The sequence below is a fragment of the Marinobacter sp. MIT930201 genome (genome assembly GCF_047122665.1).
GTDB lineage: Bacteria > Pseudomonadota > Gammaproteobacteria > Pseudomonadales > Oleiphilaceae > Marinobacter > Marinobacter salarius.
Window position 1 is genome coordinate 2,973,720 of the sequence record NZ_CP138916.1, and the last position, 12,560, is coordinate 2,986,279.

At 56.7% G+C, this 12,560-nt stretch carries 8 protein-coding genes; 4 read left to right on the forward strand and 4 right to left on the reverse strand.

The window, feature by feature from the left end; genetic code table 11:
- Positions 1–167 precede the first annotated feature (167 nt).
- Positions 168–668: a MarR family winged helix-turn-helix transcriptional regulator gene (locus SIC19_RS13585; protein ID WP_036208599.1), complete on the forward strand. Its 501-nt coding sequence runs from the start codon at positions 168–170 to the stop codon at positions 666–668.
- A 23-nt stretch (positions 669–691) separates the two neighbouring features.
- On the opposite strand, the gene SIC19_RS13590 is transcribed toward SIC19_RS13585, so the two are convergent.
- The 3 genes from SIC19_RS13590 to lon all read right to left on the reverse strand — a co-directional run bounded on the left by SIC19_RS13590 (position 692) and on the right by lon (position 4,936).
- Entirely contained in the window at positions 692–973 is a 282-nt protein-coding gene (locus SIC19_RS13590) for a c-type cytochrome (protein ID WP_052479669.1), read from the reverse strand.
- Between the two features lie 104 nt (positions 974–1,077).
- Positions 1,078–2,343, reverse strand: a complete 1,266-nt coding sequence (locus SIC19_RS13595) for a PQQ-dependent sugar dehydrogenase (protein WP_036208602.1) — start codon at positions 2,341–2,343, stop codon at positions 1,078–1,080.
- Between the two features lie 142 nt (positions 2,344–2,485).
- Positions 2,486–4,936: an endopeptidase La gene (gene lon / locus SIC19_RS13600; RefSeq protein ID WP_127401886.1), complete on the reverse strand. Its 2,451-nt coding sequence runs from the start codon at positions 4,934–4,936 to the stop codon at positions 2,486–2,488.
- 212 nt (positions 4,937–5,148) lie between these two features.
- Here lon and trxA point away from each other — a divergent pair, with 212 nt between their 5' ends.
- Complete coding sequence (gene trxA, locus SIC19_RS13605) at positions 5,149–6,018, forward strand: thioredoxin (RefSeq protein ID WP_041333808.1); 870 nt, start codon at positions 5,149–5,151, stop codon at positions 6,016–6,018.
- Positions 6,019–6,083: 65 nt separating this feature from the next.
- Here trxA and SIC19_RS13610 read toward each other — a convergent pair whose 3' ends face one another.
- Positions 6,084–7,448, reverse strand: a complete 1,365-nt coding sequence (locus tag SIC19_RS13610; protein WP_041333809.1) for a KamA family radical SAM protein — start codon at positions 7,446–7,448, stop codon at positions 6,084–6,086.
- A gap of 519 nt (positions 7,449–7,967) precedes the next feature.
- Between SIC19_RS13610 and aceE the strand changes: the two genes are divergently transcribed.
- Both aceE and aceF read left to right on the forward strand, forming a co-directional pair.
- Entirely contained in the window at positions 7,968–10,646 is a 2,679-nt protein-coding gene (gene aceE / locus SIC19_RS13615; protein ID WP_127401885.1) for a pyruvate dehydrogenase (acetyl-transferring), homodimeric type, read from the forward strand.
- A gap of 10 nt (positions 10,647–10,656) precedes the next feature.
- Positions 10,657–12,342 carry a dihydrolipoyllysine-residue acetyltransferase gene (gene aceF, locus SIC19_RS13620; protein WP_041333811.1) on the forward strand — a complete coding sequence of 562 codons (1,686 nt, stop codon included), beginning with the start codon at positions 10,657–10,659 and terminating at the stop codon, positions 12,340–12,342.
- Positions 12,343–12,560 lie beyond the last annotated feature (218 nt).

Below are 12,560 nucleotides of genomic sequence, written 5' to 3' on the forward strand. Positions count from 1 at the left end.
ACCTTAGCATAGTGGTTGGCGGAAGAATGCGAAAATTCGTAAAAGGACTGGCAGGTCAGTGGAATACACCGCGGTGGGTGTGGTGACTACTGCTTGCAATCTTGGGAACAAAGACCTCTAATGCTTAGTGTTATAAACAATTCGGCAAATCGAAGCGGAGTGTTGCGTTGAACAATTACGAAGAGGTTTTGGTGGCGTTGCGTCGGGTGATTCGAGCGACTGACCTGCATTCCAAACGCCTTAGCAAGCACGCGGGGCTGACCGGCCCGCAATTGCTGATTATGCGCAGCATCCGTGACCTGGGCGAGGTCACCATCGGAACCATCGCCGATAAGGTGAGCCTGAGCCAGGCAACCGTGACCACGATTCTTGATCGGCTGGAGCATCGTAAACTGGTTTACCGTGTTCGCAGCACCCAGGACAAACGCAAGGTTCATGCGCATCTGACGAGTGAGGGCGCGGAAATCCTATCGCGGGCGCCGAACCCGCTTCAGGAAGACTTCACACGGAAGTTCCAGAGCCTGGCAGAATGGGAGCAGACCATGATTCTGGCTTCATTGCAGCGGGTGGCCAATATGATGGACGCGGATAATATCGATGCAGCCCCGATGCTCACCGTAGGGTCGGTGCTGAAGGATGATGGCTGGAAGGCCGATGACAAGTCCTGAGACGATGGCACCGGCTTCAAGGATCATTCCGGCATTTTTGCATTAATCTCAATGGATTGGTACCAGGCTGCCAGATCAGAAATCTGTTGATCAGTCAGGTTCCTGGCGACCAAAGACATCATCTCGTGTTCCCGTTTGCCACTGCGAAACGCTTTCAGCTGTTTCTCAATATACATCTGGCTTTCGCCCGCCAGGTTTGGTGCTATCGGGATCTTGGCTATTCCGTCCAGACCATGGCAGGTCTTGCACTGGGCAGCGAGTTTCCGCCCCTCTGCGGGGTCCGCGCCTTGGGCCGCGGGGCTCATTGCGAGAAAAGATGTCAGAACCGCTATTGTTGAAAACGTTGCTCTGACTTTTCTTGTCGCATGATGTCTCCAGGGAGCTGGGGGCTCCCTCCCCGTTGTTGGCATCATGAGCCGGAACCTGTGTAGGCGATTCTGTATACTGCCCCGGCCAAATCATCCGAAACCAGTAATGAGCCATCCTTCAGCTGTGCCACATCCACCGGCCGGCCCAGGTACTCACCATTTTCATCCAGCCACCCCTCGGCGAAAGGCACGGTTTCTCCATTAACATTTCCTTCGGCGTCCACCGGCGTGAACATGACCCTTGCTCCGACTGGAACGGTCCTGTTCCAGGAGCCATGTTGCGCGGAGAAAATCCCACCCCGATATTGCTTCGGAAACATTTTTCCGGTGTAAAACATCATGCCCAGGTTGGCCGCATGTGCGGTAGTTTCGGAGACTGGGAACACTACCTCTACCGGCACTTCCTCGCCCTTGTATTCGTTGGTGCGAACATCACCGCCTCCGTACCAGGGATGGCCAAAATGCTGGCCCATGGCGGTCTGGCGATTGATTTCTCCAGGTGGGATGTCGTCGCCCATGCCGTCGACCTGATTGTCCGTAAACCACAGATCGCCGGTGGTGGGGTTAAAGTCCTGCCCTACAGAGTTGCGGACACCACGTGTGTAGATTTCACGATCGCTGCCATCCTGATTTACCCGGATGATCCCGCCAATGCCCCATTCACTGAACGTCTCCAGGTGCTCCTTGGGTGCAACATTGTAGGGTTGGCCCAGCGAGATGTAGAGCTTCCCGTCCGGGCCAACGTCGCAGACCCGGGCAGTGTGGTTGTAACTGACGAACTGTTCAGGGATTAATTCGCCCCCCGGGATTACCTCTGAAGCGACAACATCGCCGCCTTCAAAGAAGAATTCCGCTGCCGGATACGCCAGTACCCGGTTCTGCTCCGCAATGTAGAGTACGCCCGTAGGCGAAAAACAGGGGCCGTTGGGTACGGATTTGGCCAGCGACGGTGCGAAGTTCTTTACCTCATCGGCCACTCGGTCTTTGTCCCGGTCAGTCATTGCCCAGACTTCGGTTTTACGGGTTCCAACAAAGGTGACGACACCCTGGGGGCCAACCGCCATGTGCCGCGCATCGGGCACCAGAGCGTAAAGGCTGATTTCAAAGCCCTCAGGGAGTTTTATTTTCTGCAGAGTCTTGCGAATAGCATCGGCGCTGTCGCTTTTCTGGTCGATCACAGTGAACTCGGCTTTCCCGGTAGTCTGGAAATTGCCAAGCTTCTTGAGACTATCGTCAGATTGGCTGTAGGCGAAGGGGATGAAAGCAAGGCCCGCGGCCACGCACAGGATCGAGTTTTTCTTGTTCATTGTTTTACCACTCTCTTTAACTCAGGAGTCGGAAACCGGTGACCTGGCGCCACCGGAGATTGCTTTTCGTCCATATCAAAGCGAGTAAAGTCAAGGGCTGAACAAGCGTCAAGGCAGTCTTGCAGTGGTCAGACCAGTAATATCAATGGACGCTCGATCCCTTGCGGGGTTTGTTCCCGAAACATACCTGAAACACGTCGTTGTATTGCTTGGCGAAATTCACCGTCAGCCCTTCCTTCAGGTAGTCGGGCAGCTCCTCATAATCCCCCCGGTTCGCCTCCGGTAAAATCAGGTTGCTGATTTTCTGGCGTCTGGCGGCGATGACTTTCTCGCGGATACCGCCAACCGGGAGCACCTGGCCGGTGAGGGTCAGTTCGCCAGTCATGGCGAGGTTCTGCTGTGGTGACTCGCGACGGGCGATGGAAAGCAGCGCGGTGGCCATGGTGACGCCGGCGCTGGGGCCGTCCTTGGGGGTGGCGCCTTCGGGGACGTGCAGGTGCACGAAGGATTTGTCGAAGAAGGTGGGGTCACCTTTGAATCGCTTGAGGTTTGAAGAGACAAAACTGTAGGCGATTTCGGCGGACTCTTTCATCACGTCACCCAGTTGCCCGGTGAGTTTGAAGCCACGCTGACTGCTGTGTATGCGTGAGGCTTCGATGCTCAGGGTGGCGCCGCCCATGGCGGTCCAGGCCAGGCCGGTGACCACACCGGTGCCTTTCAGGGATTTCTCTTTGCGGAAGGCTGGCTGTCCCAGGTAGGTTTGCAGGTCGGAGACGCCAACCTTTACGGGCTCGTCCGGCTTTTCCAGCAACCTCACAATGCCCTTGCGGATGACTTTGTGCAGCAATTTCTCCAGGCTGCGGACGCCCGCTTCACGGGCGTAGCCTTCGATGATCTGCTTGATGGCGGCGTCGGTGATGTTCATCTGCTTTTTCAGCAGGCCGGCTCGTTTCAGTAACCGGGGCATCAGATGATGCTTGGCGATGGCAAGCTTTTCTTCGGTGATGTAGCCGGACAGCCGGATGACGTCCATGCGGTCGAGCAGGGGGCGGGGAATGGTGTCGAGCTGGTTGGCGGTGCAAATGAACAGGACCTTGGACAGGTCCATGCGCACGTCCAGGTAATGATCCAGGAATTCCCGGTTCTGTTCCGGGTCCAGTGTTTCCAGCAGGGCAGAGGCTGGGTCGCCCTGGAAGGAGGCACCGATCTTGTCAATCTCGTCCAGCATGATCACCGGGTTGGACACCTTCGAGTCTTTCAATGCCTGCACGAATTTGCCAGGCATGGCGCCGATATAGGTGCGGCGGTGGCCCTTGATTTCAGCTTCGTCACGCATGCCGCCCACGCTGAATCGATAGAACTCACGGCCGAGGGCGTCGGCGACGGAATGGCCGATGGAGGTTTTACCCACGCCAGGCGGGCCCACCAACAGGAGGATGGAACCGCTGACTTCGCCCTTGAAGGTGCCTTCGGCAAGGAACTCGACGATACGGTCTTTCACGTCGTCCAGCCCATCGTGGTCACGGTCCAGGATGCGGCGGGCTTCGGTCAGATCGAAATGATCCTCCGAGGTCAGGCCCCAGGGCACCTGGGTCAGCCAGTCCAGGTAATTGCGGGTGACACCGTACTCCGGTGAACCCTGCTCCAGAACCTGCAGTTTCTGAAGCTCGTCGTCAAAGCGTTCCTGAACCTGTTCCGGTGGGTTAAGGCTTTCCATGCGCTCGCGGAAACGCTCGGCGTCGGCGGTTTTGTCGTCCTTGGCCATGCCCAGTTCGCGCTGGATGACCTTGAGCTGTTCTTTCAGGAAGAACTCACGCTGGTGCTTTTGCACCTTCTCGTTCACTTCTTCGCTGATTTCGCTCTGCAGGCGGGCGACTTCCTGTTCTTTCGCCATCAGCAGAAGTACTTTCTCCATGCGCCTGAGCAGAGGCACGGTGTTGAGTACCTCCTGCAGTTCCTGGCCCGGGGCGCTGGTCATCGAGGCACCAAAGTCCGCCAGGGGAGAGCTGTCATCCGGCCCGAATCGGGACAGGTATTGCTTCACTTCCTCGCCGTAAAGCGGGTTGGTGCGCAGCAGCTCCTTGATGGAGCTGATGATCGCGAGGGTATAGGCTTTCAACTCGTCGGCGGCTTCTTCCGGCTCGTCCGGGTATTCCACTTCCACCAGGTAGGGCGGCCGGCGCCGAAGCCATTGGGTGATGCGAAAACGCTGCAGGCCCTGGGCAATGAACTGGACTTTGCCGCTTTCGCCCTGGGCGTGATGGACGCGCACGGCGCAGCCTACGGTTTCCAGCTCCTCGCTGCCGGGAATACCCTGTTCAGGATCGCTGTCTTCCACAAAGCATATACCCAGTACCTTGTGGTCGGTTTCGCCTACACGCTTGAGGGTTTCCTGCCAGGGGTTCTGGTTAACCACAATCGGCTGCACCTGGGCGGGGAAGAACGGCCTGTTCGACACCGGTAACACGTACATGCGGCGAGGCATCTGCTGTTTCGGCAGCACCAGGCTTTTGCTGTTCTCGTCCTTGCCGATGTACTCGGTCAGATCTTCTTCGGCAGCATCAAAAGAGTCGTTGCGGTTGTCGTCGTTCATGCCGTACACGCATCCTCCAGGAAATTTGATCCGGGCTGTCGCCCCGGCCCTATTGCCTATGTAACGGCAAAGGGGATTATTTCAAGGCAGGTGGCGGTAATTGCCGTTATCGTGCAGAGCCTGCGGCAAAACCTTGAATTTCGACTCTCAGCCCCCAATACCAACAACAATCCGTTAATGACATTTCAGGAAATCACTTTCAGGTGCCATCCATGAGCAACTCGCCGTACGTTTTCGAAGCCACCATGGACAACTTCCAGCAGGATGTGATGGAAGCGTCCTCCAAAACGCCCATATTGATTGATGTCTGGGCGGAGTGGTGCGCCCCCTGTAAGCAGTTGATGCCGTTGCTGGAAAAGCTGGCGGAAGAGTATAAGGGCGGCTTCATGCTGGCCAAGGTGAACGCCGACGAGCAGCAGCAACTGACCGGCAGCCTGGGTGTGCGCAGCCTACCCACCGTGATCCTTGTGAAGGATGGCCAGGCAGTGGACGGCTTTAATGGTGCCTTGCAGGAGAGCGAGATCCGCAAGGTCCTCGACAAGCACATTGACATGCCGGAAGACGAAGAGGCTCCTTACGATAAGGCTCACCGACTTTGGGAAGAAGGTGATGTGGAAGCTGCGTTGGCCGTGTTAACCGAGATGAACCGTAACAACCCGGATGATCTGAAGGTACTGATCGACCTCGCGCAACTGAAGGCGGAGCTGGGTGATCTGGAAACCGCCGAGCAGGTGCTGGAAAGCCTGCCGCCGGAAGAAAAGATGCAGCACCAGGCCAAGCAGTTGGCGGCACGTATAAAGTTCCTCAAAGCGTCCGCTGAACTACCTCCGGTCCATGAGCTGGAAGATGCGCTGGATAAGGATCCGAAAGACCCGAATGCCCTGCACCTGCTGGCGTTGCATCATATTCTGCAGGAAAACAACGCCGAAGCGATGGAATTGCTGATTCGCCTGATGCGGGTGGACAGTAAGTACAAGGATGAAGTGGCGAAAACCACGCTGATTGAGCTGTTCGATAAACTGGGTAACAACAATGCAGATGTGCGTACCTATCGGCGCAAACTGTATACGCTGATGCATTGATGTGCAGTGAAAGGCATTTCTGGAAGGAGGGGCCCACCTAGGGCCCCTTTTTTTGTGGGGCCGGGTTAACCGTTGCCCTTCTTCATCTGCTCATACTCATCCTCAAAGAAGAACTTCTCTTCCCCAAGGGCCGGTTCCAGCTCATGCAGCCAGGTGGCTGTTTCGCTGTACTTGGCAAAGAACGGGCGCTGCACCCAGTCCGGGTTGCGGGCCTGGATGAACCGGAGCACGAACACTTTCTCGCCGTTGATCTCGGTGATGCCCTGTACCTCAACCTTGCCGGGGCCAGCGCTCATTGACGGGCCGCGGGCGGTGCGAGCCAGGCCTGAAACCTGCTTGATGGCTTCGCGGTAGATATTGAACGCTTCTACCAAAGGCACTTCGAAGTAGTTCTTGGCTCCGGTGTCCCGCTCCACAAACATGTAGTAAGGGATGATGCCCAGCTGTACTTCCTTGTCCCACAGTTTTGCCCAGTCGTCGGCATTGTCGTTCACATGCTTGATCAGTGGGCCCTGGGCGCGGATTTCAGCGCCGGTGGCACGCAGGCGGCGGATGGCTTCTTCCGCGATATCGGTGGTGATTTCCTGCCAATGGTTGTAGTGCGCCATGATGGCCACGTGCTTGCCGGCATCCACAAGGCGGGCAAACAGATCAATCAGTTCGTCTGCATCCTTGTCGGTCACAAAACGGTATGGCCAGAAGGTCAGGGCCTTGGTGCCGATGCGAATGGTCTGGATGTGATCAAACTCCGGCTGCAGAAGAGGCTCCAGGTACTGGACCAAATTCTTGGTTTTCATCACCATGGGGTCGCCACCGGTGACCAGCAGGTCACTGACTTCGGTATGCTCCTGCAAGTAGCCGTGAAGCTTTTCTGCTTCGGTGCTGGCCATCTTCAGGTCCTTGTCGCCCACGAACTGAGCCCAGCGGAAGCAGAAGGTACAGTAGGAGTGGCAGGTCTGGCCCTGGGCCGGGAAGAACAGAACGGTTTCACGGTATTTGTGCTGAACGCCGTCCAGGACTTCGCCGTTCAGTTCCGGCATGTTCATTTCCATCTGGCCGGCCGGGTGCGGGTTCAGCTCGTCGCGAATTTCTTTCGCCACTGCCTGGATTTCTTTCTTCTCCGCGCCCTCACGATGCATCTTTGCCATGCGCTCGTAATGCTCGTCCTTCAGCATGCCCTTCTGGGGAAACACCAACTGGTAAAGTGGGTCGTTCGGCACCTTGTTCCAGTCAATCAGCTCATTGATCACGTATTCGTTAACGCGGAAGGGGAGTACGCTGGCTACCACCTTCATTTCAAACAGGGTCTCTTCAGGGAGATTCTGGATAACGTCAATCTTATCGAGCTGGCGGTCTGTGTAGACCTTGAAGCGCCGCTCTTCGAACTCGGCGGTTGGAATCCGGTTCGGGAACGTGACGATGGAGTTCATAGATCGCCCTCTTTGGTTGTGAGCCATATTCTGGAGGGGTGGAGATTGCCACCACTCCGCTGGTCAAAAAACGGGCAGGCGAGTATACATAAATCTAAAAGTATTTTCAGGTCTAATCAAATTGGTAGGAAACCTACGACCTTGGTCTGAATATGCTTGTTTGGGAGAGAAAAAGGCGCCATTCTTACGTAAGTAACCGAAATAGTCCGACAGGCAATGGTGAATTTTCCTCAAAAATTGAATTTTTATACCGAAATGTAGTAAAAATACTACTTAATCGTCGGTGTGGTTTGTGCCGGTGTGTGAGTGATACCTGAATTCGCTGACCAAAAGCCAAGTGACTCAAGGGCGCTTCACGCAGTAAAACTGGCGATCGTGTTCTATGCTTGTTCAAAGTAACGGGCAGGCAGATACCCATAATAAAACGCTCTGCATTCCATCGCAGCTTATCGATATTGCAAGGCGCTCAGCCGCTGATCGTGGCGCGCTCTGCACTTTTTAATGCCAAGGGGAGGTTTGATGTACCAGGACGATGATCCCATAGAGACCAGTGAATGGCTGGATGCGCTGGAGTCTCTGATCGAACAGGAGGGCGTTGATCGCGCCAAGTACATTCTCGAAAGGCTCTCCGAACGAGCCAGCCGCGACGGCACTGAGTTGCCTTATTCCATCACGACGCCCTTCCGCAATTCCATTCCGGTGACCCAGGAAGCCCGGATGCCGGGCGACCTGTTCATGGAGCGCCGTATTCGTTCGTTGATCCGCTGGAACGCCATGGCCATGGTACTGCGGGCCAATCAGCGCCCGGGTGATCTGGGCGGGCACGTGTCATCCTTCTCCTCGGCGGCGACATTGTATGATGTTGGCTTCAACTACTTCTTCCACGGCGGGGATGAGAAGCGCGAATCGGATCTGGTGTATTTCCAGGGTCACTCCTCACCAGGTATTTACGCCCGCTCCTACCTGGAAGGGCGTTTTAACGAAGATCAGTTGGACAAATACCGGGAAGAGGTGGACGGTGAAGGCCTGTCTTCCTACCCCCACCCCTGGCTGATGCCGGATTACTGGCAGTTCCCAACGGTGTCCATGGGCCTTGGGCCGATCCAGGCCATCTATCAGGCTCACGTGATGAAGTATCTGCACAGTCGTGAGCTGATCGACATGGGCGACCGCAAGGTCTGGTGCTTTGTCGGGGATGGCGAGTGCGACGAGCCCGAAACCCTGGGTTCCATCTCTGTGGCTGGCCGCGAAAACCTGAGCAACCTGATCTTTGTCGTTAACTGTAACCTGCAGCGCCTCGACGGCCCTGTGCGTGGTAACGGCAAGATTATCCAGGAACTGGAAGGCGTATTCCGGGGAGCTGGCTGGAACGTACTGAAAGTGGTCTGGGGCCGCATGTGGGATCCGCTGTTCGAGAAGGATCAGGACGGCCTGATGCAGCGCGTCATGGACGAAGCCGTTGACGGCGACCTGCAGAACTTCAAGAGCAACGGCCCGGCCTATACCCGTAAGCACTTCTTCGGCAAATACCCGGAGTTGTCCAAGATGGTGGATAACCTCACCGACGAGGACATCAACAAGCTTAACCGCGGCGGCCATGATCCTTACAAGGTCTATGCGGCCTATCATCACGCTATCCATAACAACGGTGGACGGCCGACGGTGATTCTGGCCCATACCATCAAAGGTTATGGCTTTGGTAACGCCGGCGAAGCGCAGAACACAGCGCACTCGCTCAAAAAACTCGATATCGAGCAACTGAAAGCCTTCCGTGACCGCTTTGCGGTGCCGCTGAAGGACGAAGAGCTCAAGGACGTGCCCTATTACCGGCCGGCGCCGGACAGCCCGGAAATCGTTTACATGAACAAGCGCCGGCAGGAACTGGGCGGTTTCTATCCCAAGCGCCGTAAGGACTGTCAGCCACTGCAGACGCCGCCGCTGGGCACCTTCAAGAACTTGCTGGAAGGCTCCAATGGTCGTGAAATCTCTACGACCATGGCATTCGTGCGACTGCTGACGGCTCTGACCAAGGATAAGCGCATCGGTAAACGGGTGGTTCCGATCGTACCGGACGAGGCCCGTACCTTTGGTATGGAGGGTATGTTCCGTCAGTTGGGTATCTACACCTCTGAAGGCCAGAAGTATGTGCCGGAAGACCGTGACCAGATCATGTACTACAAGGAAGACAAGAAAGGTCAGGTGCTTGAGGAAGGGATCAACGAAGACGGTTCCATGGCGGCCTGGATGGCAGCAGCGACCTCCTACAGCACCAACAACTTCCCGCTGATACCGTTCTACATCTTCTACTCCATGTTCGGTTTCCAGCGCGTGGGCGACCTGGCCTGGGCGTCGGGTGACATTCAGGCCCGCGGTTTCCTGGTGGGTGGCACCGCCGGGCGAACAACGCTGAACGGTGAAGGCCTGCAGCACCAGGACGGCCACAGCCACATCCTGGCCCAGACCATTCCCAGCTGTAAGGCCTATGACCCGGCTTACGGTTACGAAATGGCCGTGGTGGTCCAGCATGGCATCAAGGAGATGTTTGAAGACAATCAGAACGTCTTCTACTACCTGACCATTGAAAACGAAAACTACGAGCAGCCCGCCATGCCGGAAGGCAAGGACGGCAAGAAAGTGGAAGAGGGCATCATCAAGGGTATGTACCTGCTGGATTCCGTCGAAACCAAGGGCCGCAAGAAAACCCCCAGGGTTCAATTGCTGGGCTCCGGCGCCATCCTCAACGAGGTGCGTGCGGCTGCTGAGCTGCTGAAAGAGGACTTTGGTGTTGCCAGTGATATCTGGAGCGTGACCAGCTTCAACGAACTGGCCCGGGACGGCCTGCACATCGAACGCTGGAATCGCCTGCACCCGGACGATACGCCCAAGAAGTCGTACATCACCCAATGCCTGGAGAAGCAGCAGGGGCCGGTGGTGTCGTCCACCGACTACATCAAGCTGTTGTCTGAACAGGTGCGGGCGTACATTCCGAAAACCTACCTGACCCTGGGCACCGATGGTTTCGGCCGCAGTGATACCCGCGAGAAATTGCGGAGTCACTTCGAGGTGGATCGTTACTATGTGGCGGTGACCGCGCTGGCAGCCCTGGCAAGGGATGGCGAAGTCAAAAACGACGTGGTTCTCGAGGCTATGCGCAAGTACGGAATCGATCGCAACAAAACGAACCCGGTGCTGAGCTAAGGAGACCGCCATGAGTGAACAGGAAATCAAGGTTCCGGATCTCGGCGGTGCAGACGAGGTCGAGGTTATCGAAGTGCTCGTCAGTAAGGGAGATTCGGTTGAGGAAGAAGATCCGATACTGACGGTGGAGTCCGATAAAGCATCGGTAGAACTGCCGTCACCGGGTGCCGGAAAAATTACCAAGATCACCGTCAAAGTGGGTGACAAGGTCAAGGAAGGCGATGTCGTTGGCATGATGGAAGTCAGTGGCGACACTGGTGGCTCGGATGACGACAAGGATTCTGGCGAAGACGCCAAGTCCGATGAGAAAGACGAGGCGGAAGCCAAGTCGGACGACAAAGAAGCCAAGTCTGAAGAGAAAAAGCCGGCACCGAAGAAATCCGGCGGTTCCCGAAAGGAAACCGTGAAGGTGCCCGCGCTGGACGGCTTCGACAATGTGCCGGTGATCGAGATCAACGTCAGCGAAGGTGATGAGGTTGAGGCGGACGATGCACTGGTGACCGTGGAGTCCGACAAGGCCACCATGGAGATTCCGTCTCCCTATGCCGGCAAGATCGGCAAGATTCTGGTGTCCGAGGGCGACAAGATCTCCGAAGGTCTCGATCTGGTTGAAATGACCATCGTGGAAGAGGGTGGCGACGAAGGCGAAGAGGACGCGTCGTCCGAGGCGTCTGAGTCTTCCAGCAAGGAAAAGCAGGAAGGTGAGCCTGAATCGAAAAGCAAGCCTTCCGATCCCAAGCCGGAGCAGCCCTCGGCAACCTACGAGCCACCGGCGCCGGGTGCCAAGGTTCATGCTGGACCGGCGGTGCGCAAGCTGGCCCGTGAATTCGGCGCGGATCTGACTCGCATCAAGGGTTCCGGCCCGAAGAGTCGCATCCTGAAAGACGATGTCCAGGCCTACGTGAAAAGCCAATTGCAGCAGACGCAGCAAGGCAGCACCGTGGCTGGCGGCGGTGGCGCCGGCATTCCTGGCGTGAAACTGCCGGACTTCAGTCAGTTTGGTGAGATTGAGCGCGAATCCATGTCACGCATGATGTTTGCTACGGCGAACAATATGCAGCGTAGCTGGCTGAACGTGCCCCACGTCACCCAGTTCGAGGACGCGGATATCACCGACATGGAAGACTTCCGCAAGGCCCAGAAGGCGGCCGGCGAGAAGAAAGGTGTGAAGATGACACCGCTTCCGTTCCTGCTAAAAGCCTGCGCCACGGCGCTGGCGGAGTTGCCGCAGTTCAATGTGTCGCTGGATATGGACCGCAAGGAAGTGATCCGCAAGCAGTACATTCACATTGGGATTGCGGTGGACACGCCTCACGGGCTGATGGTGCCGGTGATCAAGGATGTCGACAAGAAGGGGCTCTGGGAGCTCGCGGAGGAAAGCGCGGACCTGGCCCAGAAGGCGCGGGACAAGCAGCTTAAGCCGACCGAGATGCAGGGTGCCTGCTTTACCATCACCAGCCTGGGTGGTATCGGTGGCACGGCGTTCACGCCGATCGTGAATACGCCGGAGGTGGCGATTCTTGGTGTCTCAAAGGCGGCGATGAAGCCGGTCTGGGATGGCAAAGATTTCCAGCCGCGGCTGATGCTGCCATTGTCGCTGTCCTACGACCACCGCGCGGTGAACGGGGCTGATGCGGCCCGGTTTACCTCGGTGTTGAGTCAGTTGTTGGGGGATATTCGGTCCCTGCTTCTTTAAGGCTGGCAGTTCTGTTCCGTAGCCTTCGGGCTGCGGAGCGGTCGCGAGGCCGGTCAGGTTATTCAGAACACGCCCGTGGATACGTCCCTGTAGGGCTCGGTCGCGCCATCCCTGGCGCTCCACGGTTCTGAATAACCTGACCGGCCTCGCTTGTTTTGGCTTTGTGGATATCTCCTGTTTTCCTACTGACTTGTTTGTCACCTCAACTTTGCGAATGG